This window comes from Spirillospora sp. NPDC029432, assembly GCF_040703975.1.
Lineage (GTDB): Bacteria > Actinomycetota > Actinomycetes > Streptosporangiales > Streptosporangiaceae > Spirillospora.
Window position 1 is genome coordinate 1 of sequence record NZ_JBEZWH010000017.1, and the last position, 23,563, is coordinate 23,563.

25 protein-coding genes and 1 tRNA gene are annotated in these 23,563 nt (G+C 74.0%); 10 read left to right on the top strand and 16 right to left on the bottom strand.

Going from position 1 to position 23,563, the window contains the following annotated elements; all coding sequences use genetic code 11:
- From AB0881_RS16055 to AB0881_RS16065, 3 genes are all read right to left on the bottom strand, one after another.
- Positions 1-222 (bottom strand): hypothetical protein (locus AB0881_RS16055; protein ID WP_366617660.1); only part of this gene is annotated, 222 nt, incomplete at its 3' end.
- Positions 223-385: 163 nt separating this feature from the next.
- Complete coding sequence (otsB, locus tag AB0881_RS16060; RefSeq protein WP_366617661.1) at positions 386-1,204, bottom strand: trehalose-phosphatase; 819 nt, start codon at positions 1,202-1,204, stop codon at positions 386-388.
- A 19-nt stretch (positions 1,205-1,223) separates the two neighbouring features.
- Entirely contained in the window at positions 1,224-1,544 is a 321-nt protein-coding gene (locus AB0881_RS16065) for a DUF3263 domain-containing protein (RefSeq protein ID WP_366617662.1), read from the bottom strand.
- A gap of 328 nt (positions 1,545-1,872) precedes the next feature.
- On the opposite strand from AB0881_RS16065, the gene AB0881_RS16070 reads away from it, so the two are divergent.
- A complete protein-coding gene (locus AB0881_RS16070; RefSeq protein ID WP_366617663.1) occupies positions 1,873-2,496 on the top strand; it encodes a MarR family winged helix-turn-helix transcriptional regulator in 624 nt (207 codons plus the stop codon).
- 7 nt (positions 2,497-2,503) lie between these two features.
- Here AB0881_RS16070 and AB0881_RS16075 read toward each other — a convergent pair whose 3' ends face one another.
- Both AB0881_RS16075 and AB0881_RS16080 read right to left on the bottom strand, forming a co-directional pair.
- Entirely contained in the window at positions 2,504-2,809 is a 306-nt protein-coding gene (locus AB0881_RS16075; protein ID WP_366617664.1) for an SHOCT domain-containing protein, read from the bottom strand.
- A gap of 110 nt (positions 2,810-2,919) precedes the next feature.
- Positions 2,920-4,764: a S8 family serine peptidase gene (locus AB0881_RS16080; protein ID WP_366617665.1), complete on the bottom strand. Its 1,845-nt coding sequence runs from the start codon at positions 4,762-4,764 to the stop codon at positions 2,920-2,922.
- A gap of 275 nt (positions 4,765-5,039) precedes the next feature.
- Here AB0881_RS16080 and AB0881_RS16085 point away from each other — a divergent pair.
- Both AB0881_RS16085 and AB0881_RS16090 read left to right on the top strand, forming a co-directional pair.
- Positions 5,040-5,113 (top strand) — tRNA-Thr (locus AB0881_RS16085).
- 241 nt (positions 5,114-5,354) lie between these two features.
- Positions 5,355-6,764: an MFS transporter gene (locus AB0881_RS16090; RefSeq protein ID WP_366617666.1), complete on the top strand. Its 1,410-nt coding sequence runs from the start codon at positions 5,355-5,357 to the stop codon at positions 6,762-6,764.
- Between the two features lie 22 nt (positions 6,765-6,786).
- Here the strand turns inward: AB0881_RS16090 and AB0881_RS16095 are convergent, their stop codons facing one another.
- Positions 6,787-6,993, bottom strand: a complete 207-nt coding sequence (locus AB0881_RS16095; RefSeq protein WP_366617667.1) for a hypothetical protein — start codon at positions 6,991-6,993, stop codon at positions 6,787-6,789.
- A 71-nt stretch (positions 6,994-7,064) separates the two neighbouring features.
- The gene (locus AB0881_RS16100) at positions 7,065-8,687 is read right to left on the bottom strand and encodes an AMP-binding protein (RefSeq protein WP_366617668.1); all 1,623 of its coding nucleotides are present in this window, start codon (positions 8,685-8,687) and stop codon (positions 7,065-7,067) included.
- An 85-nt stretch (positions 8,688-8,772) separates the two neighbouring features.
- On the opposite strand from AB0881_RS16100, the gene AB0881_RS16105 reads away from it, so the two are divergent.
- A complete protein-coding gene (locus tag AB0881_RS16105; RefSeq protein WP_366617669.1) occupies positions 8,773-9,807 on the top strand; it encodes an aldo/keto reductase in 1,035 nt (344 codons plus the stop codon).
- A 48-nt stretch (positions 9,808-9,855) separates the two neighbouring features.
- Positions 9,856-10,998 carry an acyl-CoA dehydrogenase family protein gene (locus AB0881_RS16110; RefSeq protein ID WP_366617670.1) on the top strand — a complete coding sequence of 381 codons (1,143 nt, stop codon included), beginning with the start codon at positions 9,856-9,858 and terminating at the stop codon, positions 10,996-10,998.
- A 107-nt stretch (positions 10,999-11,105) separates the two neighbouring features.
- On the opposite strand, the gene AB0881_RS16115 is transcribed toward AB0881_RS16110, so the two are convergent.
- Positions 11,106-11,438, bottom strand: coding sequence for a TraR/DksA C4-type zinc finger protein (locus AB0881_RS16115; protein WP_366617671.1), 333 nt, complete (start codon positions 11,436-11,438; stop codon positions 11,106-11,108).
- A 315-nt stretch (positions 11,439-11,753) separates the two neighbouring features.
- Between AB0881_RS16115 and AB0881_RS16120 the strand changes: the two genes are divergently transcribed.
- Positions 11,754-12,707, top strand: coding sequence for a sensor histidine kinase (locus AB0881_RS16120; RefSeq protein WP_366617672.1), 954 nt, complete (start codon positions 11,754-11,756; stop codon positions 12,705-12,707).
- Entirely contained in the window at positions 12,704-13,354 is a 651-nt protein-coding gene (locus AB0881_RS16125; RefSeq protein ID WP_366617673.1) for a response regulator transcription factor, read from the top strand. The genes AB0881_RS16120 and AB0881_RS16125 overlap by 4 nt, the downstream gene beginning before the upstream one ends.
- 64 nt (positions 13,355-13,418) lie before the next feature.
- Here AB0881_RS16125 and rlmB read toward each other — a convergent pair whose 3' ends face one another.
- Genes rlmB through AB0881_RS16145 form a run of 4 tightly spaced genes read right to left on the bottom strand, consistent with a single transcriptional unit; the run spans position 13,419 to position 17,115 of the window.
- The gene (gene rlmB / locus AB0881_RS16130; protein WP_366617674.1) at positions 13,419-14,336 is read right to left on the bottom strand and encodes a 23S rRNA (guanosine(2251)-2'-O)-methyltransferase RlmB; all 918 of its coding nucleotides are present in this window, start codon (positions 14,334-14,336) and stop codon (positions 13,419-13,421) included.
- A gap of 38 nt (positions 14,337-14,374) precedes the next feature.
- Positions 14,375-14,998, bottom strand: coding sequence for a Clp protease N-terminal domain-containing protein (locus AB0881_RS16135; RefSeq protein WP_366617675.1), 624 nt, complete (start codon positions 14,996-14,998; stop codon positions 14,375-14,377).
- A 26-nt stretch (positions 14,999-15,024) separates the two neighbouring features.
- Positions 15,025-16,419: a cysteine--tRNA ligase gene (gene cysS, locus AB0881_RS16140; protein ID WP_366617676.1), complete on the bottom strand. Its 1,395-nt coding sequence runs from the start codon at positions 16,417-16,419 to the stop codon at positions 15,025-15,027.
- Positions 16,420-16,440: 21 nt separating this feature from the next.
- Entirely contained in the window at positions 16,441-17,115 is a 675-nt protein-coding gene (locus AB0881_RS16145; RefSeq protein WP_366617677.1) for a DUF6585 family protein, read from the bottom strand.
- Positions 17,116-17,327: 212 nt separating this feature from the next.
- Between AB0881_RS16145 and AB0881_RS16150 the strand changes: the two genes are divergently transcribed.
- Complete coding sequence (locus tag AB0881_RS16150; protein WP_366617678.1) at positions 17,328-18,170, top strand: hypothetical protein; 843 nt, start codon at positions 17,328-17,330, stop codon at positions 18,168-18,170.
- 58 nt (positions 18,171-18,228) lie between these two features.
- On the opposite strand, the gene ispF is transcribed toward AB0881_RS16150, so the two are convergent.
- Both ispF and AB0881_RS16160 read right to left on the bottom strand, forming a co-directional pair.
- Positions 18,229-18,699, bottom strand: a complete 471-nt coding sequence (ispF, locus tag AB0881_RS16155; RefSeq protein WP_366617679.1) for a 2-C-methyl-D-erythritol 2,4-cyclodiphosphate synthase — start codon at positions 18,697-18,699, stop codon at positions 18,229-18,231.
- 31 nt (positions 18,700-18,730) lie between these two features.
- A complete protein-coding gene (locus AB0881_RS16160; RefSeq protein ID WP_366617680.1) occupies positions 18,731-19,213 on the bottom strand; it encodes a CarD family transcriptional regulator in 483 nt (160 codons plus the stop codon).
- Between the two features lie 315 nt (positions 19,214-19,528).
- Here AB0881_RS16160 and AB0881_RS16165 point away from each other — a divergent pair, with 315 nt between their 5' ends.
- Together AB0881_RS16165 and AB0881_RS16170 are read left to right on the top strand one after the other, a co-directional pair.
- On the top strand, positions 19,529-20,353 hold the full coding sequence (locus tag AB0881_RS16165) for a hypothetical protein (RefSeq protein WP_366617681.1): 825 nt from the start codon (positions 19,529-19,531) through the stop codon (positions 20,351-20,353).
- Positions 20,354-20,495: 142 nt separating this feature from the next.
- Positions 20,496-21,473 (top strand): hypothetical protein, encoded by a 978-nt coding sequence (locus AB0881_RS16170; RefSeq protein ID WP_366617682.1) that lies wholly within the window; start codon positions 20,496-20,498, stop codon positions 21,471-21,473.
- A 79-nt stretch (positions 21,474-21,552) separates the two neighbouring features.
- On the opposite strand, the gene AB0881_RS16175 is transcribed toward AB0881_RS16170, so the two are convergent.
- On the bottom strand, positions 21,553-22,233 hold the full coding sequence (locus tag AB0881_RS16175) for a response regulator transcription factor (protein WP_366617683.1): 681 nt from the start codon (positions 22,231-22,233) through the stop codon (positions 21,553-21,555).
- Positions 22,230-23,429 (bottom strand): ATP-binding protein, encoded by a 1,200-nt coding sequence (locus AB0881_RS16180; RefSeq protein WP_366617684.1) that lies wholly within the window; start codon positions 23,427-23,429, stop codon positions 22,230-22,232. Before AB0881_RS16180 ends, AB0881_RS16175 begins: the two co-directional genes overlap by 4 nt.
- Between the last annotated feature and the right edge of the window lie 134 nt (positions 23,430-23,563).

Here is a 23,563-nt window from a genome sequence, read left to right on the forward strand (position 1 = left end):
GGAGACGAGGTTGGCGGCGGCCCACTCGTCCAGCCCGGCGGTGGTGACGCGGTCGCGGGCCCGGTCGGCCGGGAGGCCGGCGAGCTCGCGATGGACCCCGCTGGTCTCGCGGGCGCCGAGGGCCCCGGACTGGCGGGCGTTCTGCGCCGGCGGGACGATCGGGCGGCCGTCCCCCCGGCGCCCGCCCGGCCCGCCGCGCCCGCTTCCCGGATCGGTGTCCATGTCACGCTCCCCCTTCACGTCACCCACCGGATCGTGCACAGTCTCGCGCAGGAGAACTCTTCACCCGCGCGCACCCCGTCGGTAACGCACGATTCGCCAATTGGCCGGGAAGCTCTTGTCCGGATACGACAAATCCCTACACGGTGTTCATCACCCGTGGCCGTCAGGTAGACAGCAGCGTCTCCAGGAAGGCCACCACCCCGGCGGGGCCGTCGACGACGAGGTCGGCACGGCCGGCGAGTTCGGCCACCTCGGCGGAGCCGCTGCACAGCTTGACGCCCGGCACGCCGGCGGCGCGCAGCTCGTCCACGGCGTCGAACGCCGCCAGGTCGCCGAGATCGTCCCCGGCGAACAGCAGCGCCGAGGGGCGGCCGCCGTCCCGTTCCGCGACGAAGCTCCGCAGCGCCATGCCCTTGTCCATGCCGGGCGGGCGCAGTTCGAGGACGAACCGTCCCGGCTCCACCACCAGGCCGGTGCGTTCGGCGAGCGCGCCGAGGATGCCGCGCAGCCGGTCGAGCGCGACCTGCGGCTCGGCGCACCGCCGCGTGTGCACGGCGAGCGCCAGCCCCTTGTCCTCGACGTACGCCTCGGCGGGCGCGCCCGAGACCCGGAGGATCTCCGGCAGCTTCGCGCGCGCCTCGGCCACGCCCGGCGGCGGCTCGGGAACGGTCAGCTCGCCGGAGTCCCAGCGCTCGCGCCCGTACTGGCCGAGGACGACGAGCCCGTCGATGCCGGCGAAGCCGCCGTACTCGACCGCCACGGCGGCGGGCCGGCCGGTGACGATCACCAGCGCGCCCACCCGGGGCGCCAGCCGGGCCAGCACGGGCGCGGCGCCGGGATGGGCCCGGGCCGCCGCGGGGTCGTCGACGATGGGGGCGAGCGTGCCGTCGAAGTCGAAGCCGAGCACGGCGCGGGAGGGGTCGGCGCGGATCGCGTCGAGGCCGGCGGCGCCGCCGGCCGTCAGGGAGGGCAGAGGGTTCACCCCACCAATGGTGGTCCCGTCACGGCCGGATGCCGAGGCGGCGCGCGGCGCGCTGCCGCTGCCGCTGCGTGCGCATCCGGCGCAGCCGCTTGACCAGCATCGGGTCGTGCTCGAGCGCCTCGGGCCGGTCGAGCAGGATGTTGAGCAGCTGGTAGTACCGCGTCGCGGACATGTCGAACATCTCGCGGATCGCCTGCTCCTTGGCTCCGGCGTACTTCCACCACTGCCGCTCGAAGGCGAGGATCTGGCGGTCGCGCTCGGACAGGAGGCCGGCCGGGAAGGCGCCGTCGTCTTCCGGGCCGTCGTCGTTCACCGGTCGCAGGGCTGAGCCATCGTTCATGCTTCCGTCCTGTTGAGGGCCGTCACCGGGGGCGTGTGCCTCGGGCATGAGGGTCCCCTCTGTGGTTACTAGTCCCGGCTCGTCCGGGTTCGGCGTCGCCATGCTACGCGCCCCCGCGGACATCGTCCGGCGGTTCCCGAGGAACGGCTCTGGAGGGACGCCCGGGACGGATACGGCGCGCCCCACGCTCTCGCACGGGCGCCCCGCCCGTCCCCCGCCACGCCGCTGGAACCCCCGGCCGGCGCCGCGCGTTGAAACATGTAGCGTGCATGCGTTCATCCGTCTGTACGCTACCGACACCACCGGCCTCGGACGGGAGACCATCGGAATGAGCAGCGAGAACGACCCGGCGGGAGCGCGGGCGGCGGACTTCCCGGACCCGTCCGGCGGGCTGCCCGACCCGGTGCTGGCCGACGTCTCCCTCGCGCTGTTCCACCTGCGCCGGCTGTGGGCCAAGCCCGACCTGATGAAGCGGATCCGCGCGCAGACCACCGCCGGGCCCGGCGGCCGCCCGCTGCAGATCTCGAACCTCATGGTCGTGCACGCCGTCGCGGGCCTGAGCGCCGCGGCCGGCACCGAGGTCACCGTCGGCGCCGTCGCCGAGCGGCTGGAGATCGACCCGTCCACCGCCAGCCGCCTGGTGGGCCACGCCATCGAGGCCGGCCTGGTCTCGCGGCGCCCGTCCCCGGTCGACGCCCGCCGCGCCAACCTCGGGCTGACCGGCGCCGGCGTCCGGGTCAAGCAGGTCGCCGACCGCTTCCGCCGCGACTACCTGGACGAGCTCATGACCGGCTGGACCGACGCCGAGCGCGCCGACTTCGCCCGCCTCCTCACCCGCTTCGCCGACGCCGCCGCCCGCGCCCCCGTCGACCCGGACGGCGGCATCGACAAGATCTTCGAGGAGGCGGGCGCGCCCGCGCCGGAGCCCCGGCGGAGCGAGGACGCGCCCTGACGGCGGATCAGCCGTCGTAGCGGAGGGCCGCCAGGCGGGCCTGGTACTCGTCCTCGTCGATCTCACCCCGGGCGAAGCGCTCGGCCAGGATCGTCCGGGCCGGCCCCGCCGGGTCGGACGCGGCGGCCGCCGCCGTCGCCGTGTGCGCCGTCCGGCGCCGCAGCAGGTAGAACGCGCCCACCGCCACGGCCACCCAGAACAGCCCGAACGAGATCGGGAACACCGGCCACCACGCGGGGGCGCCGGCGGGACCGTCCTCGTTCCACGGCCCCGGGTGCGCCAGCGCCGTCGCCATCGTCGTCAACATGGTCATCGACCTCCTCTTTCGCGGATGAGTCGATGCTCGGCGACGGGTACGGCCCCCGTCATCGTCCAGCCGGAGACTCCCGCGCTACGCCCGCCGGAGTAGCGGGCGCGGGCCGGTCACCACCAGGGGGGACGGTAGTCGTCGGGCTCCTCCGCCCGCCGCTCGGGCTCGGGCCGCTCCCGGGGCGCAGCGTAGTCGTCGTCCAGCGAGCCCTCCAGGGCGCTGCGGCGGAACCGCTCCCACTCCTCGTCGTCGATGACGGTGTAGTTGGGGTCGCCGGCGGAGTACGCACCGCCGTTCACCTGCGGCGGCGGGGGCGGCGGGCCGCCGTTGAGGTCGCCGAACGAGTGCCCGGCGGCGGGCGCCGGCGGCACGGGCGCGGGCGGCGCCGGGGGCGCGGGCTCCGCGGCGGGCGCGGGCGGCGGGGCGGGCGCGGGGTCGGCGGCGGGCTGCGGCCACGGCGGCGCCTGCGGCCGGGACGGCGCCTGCGGCGGCGGGCCGGAGTAGACGTCGTTGCTCTGCCACAGCGGCGCGTTCACCGGCGCCACCGGCGGTACGGGCGGCAGGGGCGGCTCGGCACGGGCCGCCGCCGCGGCGGGCGCGCGCGGCGCGCCGAGGCCGTAGTCGGAGACGGCCCCGTACTCCTCCCGCTCCCGGCCTTCCCCGAACGCGCCGTACTCCTCGTGCTCGCCGTACTCGCCGTACTCGTCTTCGGGCCTGCGGCGCTGCCGCCAGCCCATGAGGACCCCGACGACGACCAGGAACCCGCCGCCGCCGAGCACGGCCGTCAGCAGGAACCCGCCGTCGTCCTCCTCGGCCGCCGCGTACGGGGCGGGCGGCTGGCTCGTCCGGGTGGCCTGCGCGGCCGGCGCGGCGGCCGACCGGTTGATCTTGGCGGCGGCGGCCAGCGCCCGTACCGCGTCCAGCGGACCCGTGCAGGTCGTCGACCCGGTCGGGCGGCGCGGCGCCGCGCCCTGGACCAGCGCCTGCCGCACCTCGTCCGGACGCAGCTTCGGGTAGCGGGACCGGATCAGCGCGGCCACCCCGGCGACGATCGCCGAGGACGGGCTGGTGCCGGTGCCGACGACGTACCCGTTGCTGGAGTCGGCGCTGACGATCTCCACGCCGGGCGCGCACACGGCCACGTACTGCCGCCGGTTGCTGTCCTTCCAGAGCTTCAGCCGCCGGTCCAGCGCGCCGACCGCGATCACGCCCCGGTACGCGGCGGGGTAGTTGTTGCGGTTGGGCCCGGCCCCGTCGTTGCCGGCCGAGGCGATCAGCACCACGCCCTTGCTCAGGGCGTACCGGATCGCGCTCTCCTCGGTGGAGTTGCCGTCGTAGAACAGCCGGCCGCCGCCCAGCGACATGTTGATGATCTGGGCGCCGTGGTCGACCGCGTACCGGATGCCCTGCGCCACCGCGTCCCGATTGCGCGTCACGCCGTTCGTGCTCTGCCGCTGCGGGTCGTCGTTCTCCCACGTCACCCGGATCGACAGGATGCGGCTCTCGGGCGCCACGCCGATCACGCCGCGCTGCCCGCCGGGCCCGTTGCCGTGCCCGGCGATGATGCTGGCCATCGACGTGCCGTGCAGCCCCCAGAACCGGCTGCCGGGCTCGCGCGTCCCGCCGGTGAGGTCGGGTCCCTCGGTCACCCGCCCGGCCAGGTCGGGATGGCGCTGGTCGACGCCGGTGTCGAGGACGGCGACCGTGACGTTCTCGCCCTTGGACCACTTCCACGCCCGGGGCACGCGCATCGCGTTCAGGTGCCACTCGCGGGCCCGGATCTGGTCGAACGGCGCCGCCGGCTCGGCCACCGGGGTCCCGGCCGCCTGGCGTCCGGCGGCGGCGGTCCCGTCCGGCAGCAGCGCGGCCGGGACGGCGAGGGCGGCGACGAGGGTCAGCGCGGTCGCCGCGGCGGCGAACCTGGTGGGCGGAAAGCGGCGGCGACCGTCATGCGACACGCCACCGCACCTCCTCCCGGACGCCCGACCACGACGCGGATCCACCCCGGCTCAGCCCCTACACACGGGAGGCAACATTGTGCCATGGGCCCCTTCCCCGGCCCGGTCACTCGGCACATTAGGGCACGCTCGGGACGGTACGCCCGGGCGCGCGCGGCGGAACGCCCCCAGCATGCCGTACCGGCCGGTAACTCGACCAGTCCCGCCACCCGGATAACGGGCCGCGCGCCCCGCCCCTCGGACGGTATTGTGACCCCGTCGGCGCACGCCGGCATGCCCCTGTAGCTCAGCTGGCCAGAGCAGCCGCCTTGTAAGCGGCAGGTCGCCGGTTCGAACCCGGCCGGGGGCTCCTCGCAGACCGGCGCGGGCGCCGCGGGACCGGTCCGGCCGCGGGCTCCGGTACGATCGCGTTCGTGTCCGGTGCCTCCTCCGCGGCCGCTGCCGCCGCCGCAACCGCTGTGACCAGGACGCTCCGCTAGCGGCGGAGCGTTCCTCTCACTCGCGCTGAACGTTCCGCCGCTCCGTGGTCCGATCCGGAGCGGCCTTCCCGTGCTGCCCGGAATCTCCCTTCCGAGCAACGGAGCTTTCTGGTGCCCTCAGGCATTCTCTCTTCGCGCGCGGACTCCCCGTCCCCCGCGCGCGCGTGGCTGGTGCTGTGCTGCATGGCCATGCTGCAGTTCCTCATCGCGGTCGACGTGACCGTGGTCAACGTCGCGCTGCCGTCGATCGGCGCCGACTTCGGTGCCGACGGCCGACGGCTGACCTGGGTGATCGTCGGCTACACCATCACCGGCGGCGGGCTGCTGATGTTCGGCGGCCGGCTCGGCGACGTGGCCGGCCGGCGCCGCGTCCTGCTGGTCGGCACGTTCCTCTTCGGGGCCGCGTCCCTGCTGGCCGGGCTCGCGCCGTCGTTCCCGCTGCTGGTCGCGGCCAGGCTCCTGCAGGGGGCCGGCGAGGCGCTGGCGCTGCCGGCGGCGATGGCCGTGATCGTGCTGATGTTCCCCGAGGGGCCGCGCCGGACCCGGGCGCTGAGCGTCTGGGCGGCGGTGGCCAGCTGCGGCCTGGTCCTGGGCTTCGTGCTGTCCGGCGTCATCACCGAGCTGCTGGGATGGCGGTGGGTCTTCCTGGTGGCGGTCCCGTTCATCCTGGTCGTGCTCGGCGCGGTGGTCTCGCTGGTCCCGGCCGATCCGCCGGCGGTGCGCACCCCGCTGGACCTGCCCGGGGCGCTGCTGCTGACCGCGGCGCCGCTGCTGTTCACCTTCGGGATCGTCCAGGCGGGCGAGGACGGCGGGTCGCCGGCGTGGCTCCCGCCCGCGGCGCTGGCGGGCGCGGTGCTCGCCGCGGCCGGGTTCGTCGCGGTGGAGCGCCGCGCGGCCGACCCGCTGGTGCCGCTGCGGCTCCTGCGCAGCCGGCCGCGGGTCCTGGCCAACCTGGCCACCGCCCTGCTGAGCGCGGCCCTGTCCACCTCGTTCCTGCTGTTCACGTACTACTTGCAGGACCGGCTGGAGCTGAGCCCGCTGCGTGCGGGCCTGACGCTGGTGCCGTTGGCCGTGGCGCTCATCGCGGCCTCGGTGTTCGTCCCGCGGCTGCTGGGCCGCTGGGGCGCCCGGGCCTGCGCCCTGACCGGTATCGGTTTCACGGCGCTGGCCATGGCGGCCATCGCCCTGACCGCGCACCTGGAGGCCGGTGCCCTCGCGATGATCCCGGCGATGCTGCTCATCGCCGCCGGCATGGGGTTCGGGATCGTCGGCCTGCAGTACGCGGCGGTGTCCGCGGTCACCGAGTCCGACGCGGGCATCGCGTCCGGCGTCCAGCGGGCCGCCGACCAGCTCGGCGGCTCGACCGGAGTCACCCTCTACGTCGGGATCGGGTTCGCCCCCGCCCTGGCCGGCACCGGACCGTTCCAGGCCAGCAGCCTCCTGGCCCTGGCGGGACTGGCCGCCGCCGCCCTGGTCGCCTGGCGCATCTCCCTTCCCATCGCGGACCCCGCCCGGGACTGAACCCCTCGGCCCCGGCGCCCCCTCAGACGAAGGCCGCGTCGCCCAGCATGGCGGCGCGTACGGTCCCGTAGAGGGCGGCGTCGGGGCCGAGCCCGGCGGCCATGAGCGGGGTACCCGCGACCGCCGGGGAGGCGAACTCCCCGAACGCGCGCTCTCGACGATCTCGTACGGCGTCATGGGCGGATCGCAGGACCGGCCGATCTCCTCCAGTGCGCGTCCGGAGGCGCATAGCTCCAGGTTCCGTGGTCGGTGTCGCGCCTCGCCATCCCGGTGGAGGGCCCTGGAGCATGGTGCCGCTCTTCAGCGGAGGGAGCGGCGGAGGATCTTGCCGGTGGCGGTCTTGGGGAGGGCGTCGAGGAACTCGACGGAGCGGGGGTACTTGTACGCCGCCATCCGGGCGCGGCAGTGCTCGATGAGGTCCCGCTCGGTGGCCGCGGCGCCGGGGCGGAGGACGGCGTACGCCTTGACGGTCTCGCCGCGGTAGTCGTCCGGTACGCCGACGACGGCGGCCTCGTGGACGGCGGGATACTGGAGGAGGACGTCCTCGACCTCGCGCGGCCAGACCTTGTACCCGGCCGCGTTGATCATGTCCTTCTTGCGGTCGACGATGTAGAACCAGCCCTCGTGGTCCATGAAGCCGACGTCGCCGGTGCGCAGCTCGCCGCCGGGGAGGGACTCGCGGTTCCAGTAGCCGGGGACGACCTGGGGCCCGGCGACGACGAGTTCGCCGATGGTGCCGGAACGGACCTCGTCGCCCGCGTCGTCGACGACGCGGGCGGTGGTGTCGAAGACGGGGACGCCGATGGAGAGGGCGCCGGTCTCCGGGTCGACGGGCGCGCGGCGGCCCAGCGGCACGGCGTGGGTCGGCGAGTTCGTCTCGGTGAGGCCGTAGATGTTGTGGACGTCGACGCCGGTGCCGTCCAGGATCCGCTCGTGGACGGCCGGGGCGATCGGCGCGCCGCCGGAGTAGACGGCCCGGAACGAGGCGAAGTCCTCCTTCGAGGCCGAGCCGGCGAGGGCGACGAGCGCGGTGATCGCGCCGACCGTGAACGTGGGCCGGTGCTCGCGGACGGCGTCCAGCATGACGGCGGGCTCGAAGCGGTGGGCGAGGATCAGCGGGCAGCCGGTGAGGAGGGCGGCGCCGACATGCCCGATCAGGCCGGTGATGTGGAAGACGGGCGCCAGGGCGAGGATGCGGTCGGTCTCGGTCAGCGCCATCCACTCGCGGTAGGTCTGGCAGTTGAACGCCATGGACGCGTGGGTGTTCATGGCGCCCTTGGGGTTCCCGGTCGTCCCCGAGGTGTACGAGAGGACCGCCACGTCGTCGCCGGAAGGCGCGGCGGGCGCGGGTTTCCTTCCCCGGTACGCGGCGATGAGATCTTCCAGATCGAGGGCGCCGGCCGGGACGGCACGTTCCAGGCCGGCGAAGAGGCGGGGGTCGTCGCGGGTCTGGCCGTCCAGGGCCGAGTAGGTGACCGTCGTGGTCACCGACGTCTCCGCGAGGACCTCGCGGGCGACCTCGTGCAGGGTGTCCAGGCAGAGCAGGGCGGTCGCGCCGGAGTCTGCGAGCAGGTACGCGAGTTCGCGCGCCTTGTTCATCGGGTTGACCATGACGGCCTTGCCGCCGGCCTTCCAGGCGGCGAGGAGGCCGACGACGAACGCGGGGTCGTTCTGGGTGTAGAGCGCGAGGGCGTCCCCGCGGGCGAAGCCGCGCTCGGCGAGGGCGGCCGCGAGGGCGTCGGAGCGCTCGTCCAGGTCGGCGTACGTCAGCGCGCCGTCGAAGTAGTGGATCGCCGTGCGCCAGGGGGCCGCGTCGGCGGTGGCGCGGAAAAGGTCCGGCATCGTCCGGTGCTCCTGGACGAGGGAGGCGGGACGGCCGGGGTTGTAGTGCCGGAGCCAGGGACGGGAGGTCGAGTCGGGCAAGGAGGTCCCCTCGTGAGCGTTCGCCTAGGGTCGTTTCAGGCTGTTTCGCCGTCCAAGCGTAGGTCCAGAGGCAAGAGGAGCACGGATGCGGTATCGCAAGCTCGCCCGTACGGGTGTCGAGGTCAGCACGCAGTGCCTGGGCTCGATGATGTTCGGCCGGCTCGGCAATCCCGACCACGACGAGTGCGCGCGGATCATCAACCGGGCGCTGGACGGCGGGATCAACTTCATCGACACGGCCGACATCTACTCGCGCGGCGAGAGCGAGGAGATCGTCGGCAAGGCGATCCGGGAGCGCCGGGACGAGGTGGTGCTGGCGACCAAGTTCTTCAACCCGATGCGCGAGGACCGCAACGCCAGGGGCGGGTCGCGGCGCTGGATCGTCCAGGCGGTCGAGGACAGCCTGCGCCGGCTGGGCACCGACCGCATCGACCTCTTCCAGATCCACCGGCACGACTGGGGCACCGACCTGGAGGAGACCCTCGGCGCGCTGACCGACCTCGTCCGGCAGGGCAAGGTGCTGTACCTGGGGTCGTCCAGCTACCCGGCCGACTGGATCGTGGAGGCGCAGTGGGCGGCGCGGCGGCGCGGGAGCGAGCGGTTCGTCTGCGAGCAGCCGCAGTACTCGATCTTCGCCCGGTCGATCGAGGAGTCGGTGCTGCCGGCCTGCGAGCGGCACGGGATGGGCGTGATCCCGTGGAGCCCGCTGGCGGGCGGCTGGCTCACCGGCAAGTACCGGCGCGACCAGGACGTTCCGGGCGGGTCGCGGTACAGCCGGGACGGCGTCTACGGCCGGCGCGGCGGGAGCCTGGCGGAGGACCCGAGCACCCCGGCCCGGTACGACGCCGTGGAGAAGCTGGTGAAGATCGCTGACGAGGCGGGGCTCTCGATGACCGAGCTGGCGCTGGGCTTCGTCGACGCGCACCCGGCGATCACCTCGACGATCATCGGGCCGAAGACGATGGAGCAGCTGGACGGCCTGCTCGCCGCCGCGGACGTCACGCTCGGCACGGCCGCGCTGGACGCGATCGACGAGGTCGTCCCGCCCGGCACCGACCTGCCCGGGATCGACCACATCAGCGGCAACCCGTTCCGCCGCCCGGAGAACCGCCGCCGCTGAGCGACCGGGTGGCGCGGCTATCCTGCGAGGCGGCGAAAGGAGTCCCGCATGCCCGCCACCCGGCACCTGCCCACGCCCGAGTCCGCGGACCTCGTGGCGCTCACCCGCGAGATCGCGGGCAAGGAGCTGGCGCCGCGCGTCGACGACGCCGAGCGCACCGGAACGTTCCCGCGCGAGGTCTTCACGACGCTCGGCCGGGCCGGCCTGCTGTCGCTGCCGTACCCGGAGGAGTACGGCGGCGGCGCCCAGCCGTACGAGGTCTACCTCCAGGCCCTGGAGGAGATCGGGACGGCGTGGGCGAGCGTCGGCGTGGGCGTCAGCGTGCACGCGCTGTCGTGCTTCCCGCTGTTCCGGTACGGCACGGACGGGCAGCGCGCCGAGTGGCTGCCGGACATGCTGTCGGGCGAGCGGCTCGGCGCGTACTGCCTGTCGGAGGCGCACGCCGGCTCCGACCCGGCGGCGATGCGCGCCAAGGCCGTGAAGGACGGCGACTCCTACGTCCTGAACGGCGCCAAGGCGTGGACGACGCACGGCGGCAAGGCCGACTTCTACACGGTGATGGCCCGCACGTCCGACGACGGCGCCCGCGGCATATCGTGCTTCCACGTGCCCGCCGGGACCCCCGGGCTGGAGTTCGACAAGCCCGAGGACAAGATGGGCCTGATGGGTTCGACGACCGCGACCGTGCGGCTGGAGGGCGTCCGGATCCCGGCCGGGAACCTGATCGGCCAGGAGGGGCAGGGCCTGTCGATCGCGCTGGCGGGGCTGGACGCGGGCCGGCTGGGCATCGCTGCGGTCGCGACCGGACTCGCGCAGCAGGCGCTCGACACGGCCGTGGCGTACGCGAAGGAGCGCGAGGCGTTCGGCAAGGCGATCATCGACCATCAGGGGCTGGCGTTCGTCCTGGCCGACATGGCCGCGGCCGTGGAGTCGGCCCGCGCGACGTACCTGGCCGCCGCGCGCCTCAAGGACGCGGGCCGCCCGTACGGCCGGGAGGCGTCGATCGCCAAGCTGGTCGCGACCGACAACGCCATGAAGGTCACCACGGACGGCGTCCAGGTGCTCGGCGGCGCCGGCTACACCCGCGACTTCCCGGCCGAGCGGTACATGCGCGAGGCCAAGGTCATGCAGATCTTCGAGGGCACCAACCAGATCCAGCGCCTGGTCATCTCCCGCCATCTCGCCCGCTGAGGCGGGAGGTGCCGCCGGGCCCGAGGGTTCGGCCGGGCCCGGCGGCTCAGGATCCCCGCACGGGCAGGAAGGGGATCCCGGTCAGGGGGGTCGGGGCGGACGGCGGCTCAGCGCGCGTTCCGCTGCTGGCACGCGACGCAGAACCGCGCGTGCGGGAGGATCTCCAGCCGGCCCGGCGGGATGTCCTTCGCGCAGCGCTCGCAGCGCCCGTAGGTGCCGTCCTGGACCCGCTGGAGCGCCCCGTCGATCTCCTTCAGGATCTCCCGCAGGTTGTCCATGCGGGTGTGGGCGGACTCCTCGACCTCGGCCGGCGGCAGGTGCTCCACCGACCGCTCCAGGTCGGCCAGCTGCTCGGCGCGGGTCCCCCGGTCCTCCCGCAGCCGCTGCCCGGCCTGCCGGATGATCTCGTTCGGAACGGCGTGCTCGGCTTCGGCGGTCATGTGACACACCCCTTTCTCGGGCATGACTAAAAGAGCCCCGGCCCCCCAGGGCGTAGGGGCCGGGGCCCGTCGCGCCGCTCCCCGTTCCCCGCGAGGCGGGAACGTCGCTTGAGGCACGGCGCGAAGGGAGAGCCGCCGGATGGACGGCTCCCAACCTCAACCATCGGCCATGGCGCCCGGCTCCACCATTGGTGGCGGCACCCATTTCCGGTGGGGGGCGCCATGTAGCACGCCTGGTCAGGGCGCCGCGTCGCCTACGGTGAAGCCGCGGGGCGCGAACGAACCCGCGAAGGGACGAGGAGCGCGGGCGGGGCGATGAGACTGTTCTGGCGGGTGTTCTGGCTGAACGCCCTGATGGGGGTGGTGGCGACCGTCCTGCTGATGATCGGCCCGTGGACGGTCTCGGCGCCGGTGCGGCTGACCGAGGCGGTGGTGCTGGTCGCCGGGACGGGCACGATGCTGGCGGCGAACGCGGCGCTGCTGCGCTGGGGGCTGGCGCCGCTCGGCCGGCTGACCCAGCTGATGGGCACGATCGACCTGCTGCGGCCCGGCCAGCGGCTGCCGGTGACCGGCAGCGGCGAGATCGCCGCGCTGATCGCCACGTTCAACCAGATGCTGGCGCGGCTGGAGGCCGAGCGCGGCCTCAGCAGCGCCCGCGCGCTGTCGGCGCAGGAGGACGAGCGCCGCCGCATCGCGCAGGAGCTGCACGACGAGATCGGGCAGAGCCTGACCGCGGTGCTGCTGGGCCTGAAGCGGGTGACCGACCGGGCGCCCGAGTCCCTGCGCGCGGACCTGCGCGAGGTCCAGGAGGTCACCAGGGACAGCCTGGACGAGGTCCGCATGATCGCGCACCGGCTCCGTCCGGGGGTGCTGGAGGACCTCGGGCTGATGAGCGCACTGGCGTCGCTGACCCACCAGTTCGACGGGCTCGCGGTCCGCCGCGAGCTGGATCCCGATCTCCCCCCGCTGAGCCCGCAGGCCGAGCTGGTGATCTACCGGATCGCCCAGGAGGGCCTGACGAACGTCGCGCGGCATGCCGGCGCCACCGAGGCCGTGCTGGAACTGGCCGCGGACCGGGACGGTGGCGGCGTGACGCTGCGCGTACGCGACAACGGGCGGGGTAAGGGCGGCGAGGACGAGGGCGCCGGGATCCGGGGCATGCGCGAGCGGGCGCTGCTGATCGGCGCCGGCCTCACGATCCGTTCCGGGCCGGGGCAGGGCACCGAGGTGACGCTGCGCGTCCGGACGACAGAGCAGGGAGACGAATGACCGAGCCGATCCGGATCCTGCTGGCCGACGACCACGCGCTGGTACGGCGCGGCGTCCGGCTGATCCTCGACAGCGAGCCCGATCTCCGGGTGGTGGCGGAGGCCGGGGACGGCGCGGAGGCGGTGGAGCTGGCCCGCGAGATCCGTCCCGACCTGGCGGTGCTGGACGTGGCCATGCCGCGGCTGACCGGCCTCCAGGCGGCCCGCGAGCTGGCCAGGACGCTGCCGGAGCTGCGCATCCTGATCCTGACGATGCACGACAACGAGCAGTACTTCTTCGAGGCGCTCAAGGCGGGCGCGGCCGGGTACGTGCTCAAGTCGCTCGCCGACCGGGACCTGATCGACGCCTGCCGGGCGGCGATGCGCGGCGAGCCGTTCCTGTACCCGGGGGCGGTGACCGCGCTGATCCGCTCGTACCTGGACCAGGCCAGGCAGGGCGGTGCGCCGGAGACCGTGCTCACGCCGCGCGAGGAGGAGGTGCTCAAGCTGGTCGCGGAGGGGAACACCTCGCGCGAGATCGGCGACACGCTCTTCATCAGCGTCAAGACGGTCGAACGGCACCGCGCGAACATCCTGACCAAGCTCGGCCTGAAGGACCGGCTCGAACTCACCCGGTACGCCATCCGCACCGGCCTGATCGAGCCCTGACCATGGCGCCGCACGGCCGCCGGCGGCGTCGCGTCGCGCGACACCGCCGGCGGGACGGGACGGGTCAGGAGCGCAGGCGGGAGATCTCGTACAGCGCGATCCCCGCGGCCACCCCGGCGTTGAGCGACTCGGCCTTGCCCGGCATCGGGATCGTGACGAGCATGTCGCAGGTGTCGGCGACCAGCCGGCCGAGCCCCTTGCCCTCCGAGCCCACGACCAGCACGAACGGCCCGGACGCGACCTCCAGATCGCCGACCGTGACACCGCCGCGCGCGTCGAGCCCGGCGACGAAGCAGCCGGCCTTCTGGTACGCCTTGAGCTGCCGGACGAGGTTGGTCGCCTGGGCCACCGGCAGCGAGGCCAGCGTCCCGGCCGACGCCTTCCAGGCCCCGGCGGTCACCCCGGCCGCGCGCCGCTCCGGCACCACGACGCCGCTCGCGCCGAACGCGGCGGCCGACCGCACGATCGCGCCGAGGTTGCGCGGGTCGGTGATCCCGTCCACCGCGACGATCAGCGGCGACGTGCCCTTGAGCAGGTCGTCCGGGTGGGCGTAGCGGTACGGCCGGACCTGGAGCGCGATGCCCTGGTGGACGGCGCCGTCGGTGAGCCGGTCGAGCTCGTTCTTGCCGGTCTCCAGCAGCGGGATGTTGCGGTCGGCGGCGAGCTGGATGGACTCGCGGACGCGCTCGTCGGTGCCGGACGTCACGTACAGCGCGGTGCCCGGCACCCCCGCCCGCAGCGCCTCGACGACCGGGTTGCGGCCGGTGACCAGCTCGGGCGTCTCGCCGGTGGCGCGGCGCGCGCCCGCCGGGCGGCTCTGCCGCGCCGGCTCGCCCCCGGGCTGCTTGGGACGGCCCCCGGGACCCAGGGTCGGGGTCCCGGTCCGCTTGGCGCTCTTGACGGCGCGGGCGCGCTGCCGCTTGCCGTGCCAGTGGCGGTCCTCGGCTTTGGGAGTGGGACCCTTCCCCTTACGCTTGGGCATCCTCCGATTTTAGGCGCCGCCCAGGAGTGGAACGCCCCTCAGGCACCGCCGGACGGCGGGTCGAGCCGATCCGCCAGCCGGGCGATCGCGCGCTCGATGCGGTCCAGCCGCTCCTCGATCGCCTCCAGCCGCCCCGCGAAGGCATCCAGGCCGGGCCCGGGGCCCCGGCCCGGCGGCGGCATGTACCGGAACTCCGGTGGGAGCGCGGACCCCTGCCCGCCGAGCGCGCGCACCACCGCCCGCGCCAGCTCGTCCAGGTCCGCGCCGAGATCCATCAGGACCCGGGCCGCCAGCCCCTTGCCCTCGCGCAGCAGGCCCAGCAGGAGGTGCCCGGCGTCGATGCCCTCGTGGCCGAAGCGCTGCGCCTCCCGCAGGCCCAGCTCCAGCACCACCTTGGCGCGCGGCGTGAACGGGACGTGCTCGCCCTCGCCGCCGCCGGCGCCCTCCCCGACGACCTCCTCGATCTTGGCGCGGACCGCGGCGAGGCCGATGCCCCGCGGCGCCAGCGCCGCGGTGACCTCCCCCGCCTCCTGGTCGGCGTCCTCGCGGATCAGGCCGAGCAGCAGGTGCTCGGTCCCGATGTAGTCGTGGCCGAGCAGCCGGGACTCCTCCTGGGCGAGGACGATGACGTGCCGGGACCGGTCGGTGAACCGTTCGAACATCGCGTGATCACCTCACGGAGGTCGGGTCAGCCGCGCTTGAGCTCCCAGCGCGGGCCGTGCGGGGTGTCCTCGACCAGGATCCCGGCCTCGGCCAGCCCGTCCCGGATCGCGTCGGCGGCGGCGTAGTCCTTGCGGCCGCGCGCGGCCTGCCGCTGCTCCAGCGCCACCGCGACGAGCGCGTCCACGACCGGGCGCAGGTCGTCCTCGCCGGCCCGCGACCACTGCTCCGACAGCGGGTCCAGGCCCAGCGCGCCCGTCATCGCCCGGACGGACGCCAGCCGCTCGCGGACCGCGTCGTGGTCGCCGGACGCCAGGGCGTTGTTGCCCTCCCGTACGGCCTCGTGCACGACCGCGAGGGCCTGCGGCACGCCGAGATCGTCGTTCATGGCCGCGGTGAACGCCTCGGGCAGCTCCGCCGCCTCCGTCCCGGCCCCGACGATCTCGGCGGCGCGGGTCGCGAAGCCCTCGATCCGCTGGTACGCCGACACCGCCTCGCCCAGGGCCGCGTCGGTGTAGTCCATCAGCGACCGGTAGTGCGCGGCGGCCAGGTAGTAGCGGACCTCGGCGGGACGGGCCTTGCCGAGCAGATCGGGCAGCAGCACGACGTTGCCGACCGACTTGCTCATCTTCTCGCCGTCGACCGTCAGCAGCCCGTTGTGCAGCCAGTAGCGGGCGAAGCCGTCGCCGGCCGCGCGGGACTGGGCGATCTCGTTCTCGTGGTGCGGGAAGATCAGGTCCACCCCGCCACCGTGGATGTCGAACGTGGCGCCGAGGTACTTGGTCGCCATCGCCGAGCACTCCAGGTGCCAGCCGGGCCGCCCGTCGCCCCACGGCGTCTCCCAGGTCGGCTCGCCGGGCTTGGCGCCCTTCCAGAGCGCGAAGTCGAGCGGGTCGCGCTTGCGGGCCTCCGGCGGCTCGCCCTGCGAGCGCATGTTCTCCAGCCGCTGGTTGGACAGCGAGCCGTACTCCTCCGCCCACGACCGGACGTCGAAGTACACGTCGCCGTCGGACGCGTACGCGTGCCCCCGCTCGATCAGCCGCCGCATCAGCACGATCATCTCCGGGACGTGCCCGGTGGCGCGCGGCTCGATCGTCGGCGGCAGGCAGCCGAGCAGGTCGTACCCGGAGGTGAAGACCCGCTGGTTGCCCTCCGCCACCGCGAACCACGGCACGCCGTCGTCCTGCGCCACCGCGAGGATCTTGTCGTCGATGTCGGTCACGTTGCGGGCGAAGGTCACCTCGTACCCGGACCGGCGCAGCCACCGCAGCAGCACGTCGTAGATGACGCCCGAGCGGAGGTGGCCGATATGGGGCGCGGCCTGCGGCGTCGCACCACACACGTACATCCCCACGCGGCCCTCTTCCAGGGGCTCGAACGTGCGGATCGTACGGGTACCGGTGTCGTAAAGGCGCAGGCTCACGGGTTCAGGTTATTGGATCCGCTACCGCGGAGGGGCGCCATTGCCGCCCGCGAGGTTCCGGCACAGCGTCACCAGCGCCACCGCGTTGGGCACCTGGGACGCGATCGCGGTGAGCGCCCGCACGCCGTCGCGGGACCGGACGGTCACCATCCCGTTGTCGATGTCGACCTCGTCCACGGCGGGCCACGGGACCATCTCGTCCTCCCTGCGGACGCCGTCCCGCCCCACCTCGAACGGCCCGATCCGCACCGGCTCCCCCGCCGCGACGCGTTCCAGGTAGCCCTGGAGGACCCGCTGGGCGACCTCCGCCGTCACGGCCTCGCCGAGCTCCCGCACGTCCGCCAGCTCGTCGCCCAGCACGATCCGGCCCCCGTCCGCGGCCGTGACCGTGAACCGGTAGACGGTGCGGTCGCGCCCGGCGTGCCGGACGCCCGAGGCGGTCACGGCCACCAGGTCGTCCCAGCGGTGGGCGGCTCCGCGCCCGCCGCCCTCGTCGACCACGAGCCCGCCCGTGAACAGGTAGGCGGCCCGGCACCCGCCGCCGCGCCGCCTGGCGAGCAGGCCCGCCAAGGCGCGCTGGACGCCGCCGCGCGACTCGAACGCCCGGACCGGCTCGCCGAGCTTGCGGTCGGACGCCCGTTCCAGGACCGGCGTGGGGAACGAGGGATGGGAGGGAAGGGAGGGGAGGAAGGACATGGAAATACGACGACCCGCCTCTTTGGTAGACGAAATTCGTATGACGCTAGCGCGTCCGGCGCCCTGATCGCGGCCGGTTCGCGTGCGGATCGCGGACCCGATCCGGCGCCACCCCGCGAAGGTAGAGGAAACCGACCTTCCGGCTGGCTAATCTCCCCCGTGGAACCCTCACCGGAACCCCCGTCCCGCTCTTGCGCGCCCCCGGAGAACGCATGCCTGCCGAGTCCCCTGCCCCGCGCGAGAAGCGCCTGTCCCGTACGTTGCCGGCGGCGGCCGCCGGGCTGGCGGTGATCGTACTGGCGGGCGCGGCGTTCGCGCTGACGTTCGACGTGCTGCGCGACTTCGCGGTGGCGGGCCGGGCGAGCGAGCGGTGGGCGCCCGCGTACCCGGTCATGGCGGACGCGCTCGTGGTCATCACGGTGCTGTCGCTGATCGTCGCCCGCCGCGCCCGCTGGTGGTCCCGCTGGCTGCGCGGCGCGCTGCTGCTCCTGCTGGTCGCCGGGGCGGCCGCGATTTCCGTCCAGCACGCGCTGTGGGGGTTCGGGGCGCTGCCCCGCGATCCGGTCCGGGCCGGGGTCGCGGTGGCGCCGCACGTCATGCTGATCATCGCGGTGTGGCTCTGGCTGCGCATGATCGCCCAGCTCCGGCGGCCCCGTACCGCCGCTCCCGCCGTCCGGCGGCCCGCCGAGGCCGGTGCCGCGGAGAGCGTCGCGGCCGCGCCCGCGGCCGGTGAGACGGTCACCGTGATCCCGGCCGGCCAGGGCCGGCCCGCGCCGCCGCCGCTCGCGCTGGGGCCGTCCGACGTCGAGGTGGCGCGCGCGGCGAGGACCACCCAGCCCGACATGATCATGCCGGCCGTGCCGGCGCCGTCCGGGGCACCGGACGACGACGCGGAGGACCAGGCCGCCGACCGCGCCGAGGACCCCGACGCGGGCGACACCCTGGACACCGATCCCGAAGGCATCGACACCTCGGACGACCTGCCGATCTGGGACTGGGACAAGGACCCGCCGTCCGGTTCGCTGCGCAGCTCGCCCACCCCGCCGGCCGACTGACCGGGACGGCGGACGGCCCGCGACGGGCGGGCGTGCCGCGATCTGCAATCAGCTGGAATCAGAAGGTGGGGACGACGAGCGCGTTGGCGATGGCGGCGAGGCCCTCGCCGCGGCCGGTGAGGCCCAGCCCGTCGGTGGTGGTGGCGGAGACGCTGACGGCGGCGCCGCCGAGGGCCTCGCTCAGCACCTTCTCGGCCTCGGCCCGGCGCTTGCCGATCTTGGGCCGGTTGCCGATCACCTGGATCGCCACGTTCCCGATCGCGTGGCCGGACCCGGCGACCAGCCGGGCCGTCTCGATGAGCAGGGCGGTGCCGGACGCGCCGGACCAGCGCGGGTCGGCCGTGCCGAAGACCGCGCCGAGATCGCCCAGGCCGCACGCCGACAGGAGGGCGTCGCAGGCCGCGTGGGCGGCGACGTCGCCGTCGGAGTGGCCGGCCAGCCCCGGGCCCTCACCGGGCCAGTGCAGGCCGGCGACCCACAGCGGACGATCCTCGCCACCGAAAGGGTGGACGTCGGTTCCGACGCCCACCCGTGGAAGCCGCTCGCTCAATTCTGCCCGGTCAGCCGGTCAGGATCTCGTCGAGGAGAGCCTCGGCCTTGTCCTCGTTGGTCTTCTCCGCCAGCGCGAGCTCGCTGACGAGGATCTGGCGCGCCTTGGCCAGCATGCGCTTCTCGCCGGCGGACAGGCCGCGCTCCTTGTCCCGCCGCCACAGGTCGCGGACGACCTCGGCGACCTTGTTCACGTCACCGGAGGCGAGCTTCTCGAGATTCGCCTTGTAGCGCCGCGACCAGTTGGTCGGCTCTTCGGTGTAGGGTGCGCGCAGCACCTCGAACACCTTCTCCAAGCCCTCCTGGCCGACGACGTCGCGAACGCCCACGTCCTCGACGTTCTCCACTGGAACCTGCACCGTCAGGTCGCCCTTGTCGACCTTCAGGACCAGGTAGGTCCGTTCCTCACCCTTGATGGTGCGAGTCTCGATGGCCTCGATCCGAGCAGCCCCATGGTGGGGGTAGACGACGGTGTCGCCGACCTGGAAAGTCATGTGACAAGTACCCCTTCCGCTACTACCAGGGTACCACGCGCCCGGCGGTGACCGCACCGGCGTTAAGGACATTTGCGCAGGTCAACCCCCTAATTGGGGTCTTGACAAAGCCAATGAAGGGTGCATTTCGGACTTGTTCGGGGCCTCGCGAGCGATCGCCGGCACCTTCCGCGGACCCCCTTCCAGAGCGGCCGAAGCGGCTCATACTGGAAGGTGAGCAAGCCGGGCCGCGCGGGTACGAAGCGCCCGGAAGGGGATGAACCGGAGCCCCTGCGCGCGGAGGGGGAACGGCACGGAGCCGGAGGGAGGTGCGGCGTGAGGCCGGACGGCGGCGACCCCGAGCCCGATGACTACGGGCTGCCCCGGGTCGACGTCGTGGTGCCCGACGACGCCCGCGAGCTCGACCGCGACGTCGTCGCCTACCACCGGGAGGAGCGGCGCCGGCGGCGCCGCGACCGCACCCGCCGGATCCTGCGCCCGTTCGGCCGGTACGGGGTGGCCGTCCCCATCATCGCGGGCGCGCTGCTGATCGCGCTGATCAGCGGCGGCCTGATGACCGTGTTCGGACCGCGCCCCGCGCCCCGTCCCACCGCCGCGCTGCTCGCCCCGCACCCCTCGGCCGGCCCCGGCCGCGTCGGCGGCTACCTCCCCGAGGGCACCGTCACCCGGCTCGGCAAGGAGGACACCCCGATGCCGCTGCGCGAGATGCGGCCCGCGGTGATCGGGATCGTGCCGGCCGGCTGCCGCTGCGAGGCCGTCGTCGACGAGCTGGCGGGCAACGCCAAGGCGAACCAGCTGAACTTCTGGCTGGCCGCCGACCGCCGCGGCACCTCCACCGCGTCCCCTTCATCCCCTTCCTCCCCTTCCTCTTCCTCCCCTTCCTCTTCCTCCCCTTCCTCTTCCTCTCCCTCCTCCCCTGCCCCCGCCGAGCAGGCGCTGCGCGACCTGCGGACCCTGGCCGGCACGGTGCACGCCGGCACGCCGCTGGTCGTCGACGACGCCAAGGGGATCCTCGCGAGCACGTACGGCACCGGCGCGCTGACCGCCGTCCTCGTCCAGCCGGACGGGGTGGTGGCGCACGTGGTGCCCTCCCCGCGGCCGGGCCGCGAGCTGACCGACAAGATCAGGTCGCTCCGCTAGACGCGGCCCGGGAAATCCGGTGCCGCGCCACACCGATCCCACCCCCGGGGCGGGGTCACCGGTCGGGCCTCGCTAGGCTTCCCCTGGCGTATCTCGCCAACCCTGACAGCCACCACAGCCCTTTCGCGAGGAGATCGACGCCGTGATCCGAAACAGCCGTCGAGTGGTCGCACTCGCCATCGCGGGTGCAGTCGCCATCGCGCCGGTGATCTCCGGCTGCGGCGCCGGCGCCAACCCTCAGACCGCCGCGCCCACCCAGCTGACCGAAGGCGTGAACGCCTCGGTCCCCAAGGGCGCCGCGACTTCGCAGGTCGACATCCGCAACATGTTCCTGCTCGGCCCGCAGCCGGACAAGATGCTGCCCGCGGGCGCCTCCGTCCCGCTGTACGCCACGGTCATCAACCAGGTCAAGGGGCGCGGGGACCGCCTCGTCGGCGTGAGCTCGGCGGACTTCGCCCAGGTCAAGATCACCGGTGGCGCCGTGACGCTGCCGGCCGCCCAGCCGTCCGGCGAGGGCACCGCCGTCACCCTGACCGGCCAGGCCGCCGCGGCCACGCCGAGCCCGACGGCAGGCGCCACCAAGACCAAGAAGCCGGACGCGACCGAGTCCGGGCAGCCCGGCGCCACCGAGTCCGGACGTCCCGAGGCCACGGAGTCGGGGCAGCCGGGCGCGGCCGAGACCGACCGGCCGGCCACCGGCGAGACCTCGCCCCCGGCGAGCGAGTCCCCGACCGCGACCCCGCCGCCCGGCGCCGCCACCACGCGGCCGACCGCGGCCACCGACACCGACCCCAAGGGCAACGCCCCCACGGTCGTGCTGACCGGCCTCAAGCGCCAGCTGCTCGGCGGCGAGACGCTCCGCCTCCGGCTCCAGTTCGAGAAGGCCGGCTCGATCGAGCTCTCGGTGCCGGTCGTCCCGCAGCAGAACGAGTACGCCGAGTACGTCGCGGTCTCGCAGGGCGTCCCGGCGCCCGGCGCGACCGTCACCCCGAGCACCCCGGCCCCGGCCGGCGGCGAGGGCGGCCACGGCTCGACGCCGGAAGGCGGCCACGGCGGCTCGCAGACCCCGTCGCCGGCGACCTCCGCGTCCGAGACGCCCGCCGAGGGCGGCGGTCACTGATCCGCTGAACGGCGCACATAGGACGCGGCCCGTACGGAATCCTCCGTACGGGCCGCGTCTTTTATGTGCGCCGTCCCGATCAGGGCTCGAACTTGTAGCCCAGCCCGCGGACGGTGACGATGTAGCGCGGCGCGGAGGGGGTCGCCTCGATCTTGGCGCGCAGCCGCTTGATGTGGACGTCCAGCGTCTTGGTGTCGCCCACGTAGTCGGCGCCCCACACGCGGTCGATCAGCTGCATCCGGGTCAGCACCCGGCCGGCGTTGCGCAGCAGCACCTCCAGCAGCTCGAACTCCTTGAGGGGCAGCTGCACGGCGTCGCCCGACACGCTCACCACGTGCCGCTCGACGTCCATCCGCACCGGCCCGGCCTCCAGGATCGCCGGGGCCAGCTCCTCCACCTCGCCCTGGCGGCGCAGCACCGCGCGCATCCGGGCGATCAGCTCGCGGGTGGAGAACGGCTTGGTGACGTAGTCGTCGGCGCCGAGCTCCAGGCCCACCACCTTGTCGACCTCGCTGTCCTTGGCGGTGAGCATGATGACCGGAACGCTGGAGCGCGAGCGCAGCTCGCGGCACACCTCGGTGCCCGGCAGGCCGGGCAGCATGAGGTCCAGGAGCACCAGGTCGGCACCGTTCCGCTCGAAGATGTCCAGCGCGTCGGGTCCGGTGGCCGCCACCGCGACCTCGAAACCCTCCTTGCGCAGGTTGTACGACAGTGCGTCGCTGAACGACTCCTCGTCTTCCACGACGAGCACTCGGGTCACGGTTTCGCCTCCCGGCCGTTATCTCTGTTTTCTCGTACGGCGGCGGGCACGGGCGGGCGCACCGGATCGAGGAGGGGGAGCCTGATCGTGAACGTGGATCCCGATCCCTCCTTGCTCCAGACGGTCACCTCGCCGCCGTGTTTGGTCGTCACGTGCTTGACGATCGCCAGCCCGAGCCCGGTGCCGCCGGTCTGGCGGGACCTGGCCGGGTCGACGCGGTAGAAGCGCTCGAAGATCCGTTCCAGTTCGCTCTCGGGGATGCCGATGCCCTGGTCGGTCACGGTGATCTCGACGTGCTGGTCCTCGCAGCGCCGGGTGGCCACGACCACCCGGGTGTTCTCGGGGCTGTAGGCGACGGCGTTGTCGATGAGGTTGCGGATGGCGTTGACGAGCAGCTCGTCGTCGGCGCGCACCTTCAGGCCGTGCTGCCCGCCGGCGGTGATCTCGATGTCCTTGGCGGACGCCTTGGTCTGGGAGCGGTCGATGGCCTCGACGATCAGTTCGTCCAGTGCCACCGGGTGCAGCTCGGGGAGCGGTTCGTCGCCCTGGATCCGGGACAGCGTCATCAGGTCCTGGACGAGGTTGGTCAGCCGGACGGCCTCGTTCTGCATCCGGCCGGAGAAGCGGCGTACGGCCTCGGGGTCGTCGGCGGCGCCCTCCACGGTCTCGGCCAGCAGCGACAGCGCGCCGACCGGGGTCTTGAGCTCGTGGCTCACGTTGGCCACGAAGTCGCGCCGGATCGCCTCGACCCGGCGCATGTCGGTGAGGTCCTCGGCGAGCACCAGCACCAGGCCGTGCGAGCCGAGCGGCGCCACCCGCACCTGGAACCAGCGGCCGTCGGCGCGGCGGCCGCGGGACGGGCCGACCTGGATCTCGGTCTCCCGGATCTCGCCGTCGCGGCGGACCAGCCGGGCCATCGCGACCAGCTCGTCCACGACCAGCCGGTCGCCGCTGACCATGCCGAACGCGCGGGCGGCGGAGCTGGAGCGCAGCACGCGGTCCTCGCCGTCCACGACGACGGCGGACGAGCGCAGCACGCTGAGCACCGACGCCACGCCCGGCGGCAGCGCGTGCTGCGGCGGCGCCGGGGCCTGTACCCGCTGGGCTCGCTCGCTCACGCGCACCGCCAATCCCGTCGCGAGCCCGATCGCGAGCCCGGCAAGGCCCGTCAGGGCCGCGACCAACTCGACCTCCACAGCTGCGATCGTAAGCGGCGACCGGCGCGTTCCTGCACCATGGGACGGGGGAACGCGGGCGCGTTCGCCCAAAGTTCACCTCTTTATCCAGGTTGGTTCATGGCCTTGCGGCAGGCTGTGGCGTGGGCGAGTGC

Bases quoted from the DNA above. Each gene is read 5' to 3' on its own strand.
- AB0881_RS16065 (WP_366617662.1), bottom strand. From the start codon at position 1,544: ATGAACGATGGCTCAGCCCTGCGACCGGTGAACGACGACGGCCCGGAA.
- AB0881_RS16070 (WP_366617663.1), top strand. From the start codon at position 1,873: ATGAGCAGCGAGAACGACCCGGCGGGAGCGCGGGCGGCGGACTTCCCG.
- AB0881_RS16075 (WP_366617664.1), bottom strand. From the start codon at position 2,809: ATGACCATGTTGACGACGATGGCGACGGCGCTGGCGCACCCGGGGCCG.
- AB0881_RS16095 (WP_366617667.1), bottom strand. From the start codon at position 6,993: ATGCGCCTCCGGACGCGCACTGGAGGAGATCGGCCGGTCCTGCGATCC.
- AB0881_RS16105 (WP_366617669.1), top strand. From the start codon at position 8,773: ATGCGGTATCGCAAGCTCGCCCGTACGGGTGTCGAGGTCAGCACGCAG.
- AB0881_RS16110 (WP_366617670.1), top strand. From the start codon at position 9,856: ATGCCCGCCACCCGGCACCTGCCCACGCCCGAGTCCGCGGACCTCGTG.
- AB0881_RS16115 (WP_366617671.1), bottom strand. From the start codon at position 11,438: ATGACCGCCGAAGCCGAGCACGCCGTTCCGAACGAGATCATCCGGCAG.
- AB0881_RS16120 (WP_366617672.1), top strand. From the start codon at position 11,754: ATGAGACTGTTCTGGCGGGTGTTCTGGCTGAACGCCCTGATGGGGGTG.
- AB0881_RS16125 (WP_366617673.1), top strand. From the start codon at position 12,704: ATGACCGAGCCGATCCGGATCCTGCTGGCCGACGACCACGCGCTGGTA.
- rlmB (WP_366617674.1), bottom strand. From the start codon at position 14,336: ATGCCCAAGCGTAAGGGGAAGGGTCCCACTCCCAAAGCCGAGGACCGC.
- AB0881_RS16135 (WP_366617675.1), bottom strand. From the start codon at position 14,998: ATGTTCGAACGGTTCACCGACCGGTCCCGGCACGTCATCGTCCTCGCC.
- AB0881_RS16145 (WP_366617677.1), bottom strand. From the start codon at position 17,115: ATGTCCTTCCTCCCCTCCCTTCCCTCCCATCCCTCGTTCCCCACGCCG.
- AB0881_RS16150 (WP_366617678.1), top strand. From the start codon at position 17,328: ATGCCTGCCGAGTCCCCTGCCCCGCGCGAGAAGCGCCTGTCCCGTACG.
- AB0881_RS16160 (WP_366617680.1), bottom strand. From the start codon at position 19,213: ATGACTTTCCAGGTCGGCGACACCGTCGTCTACCCCCACCATGGGGCT.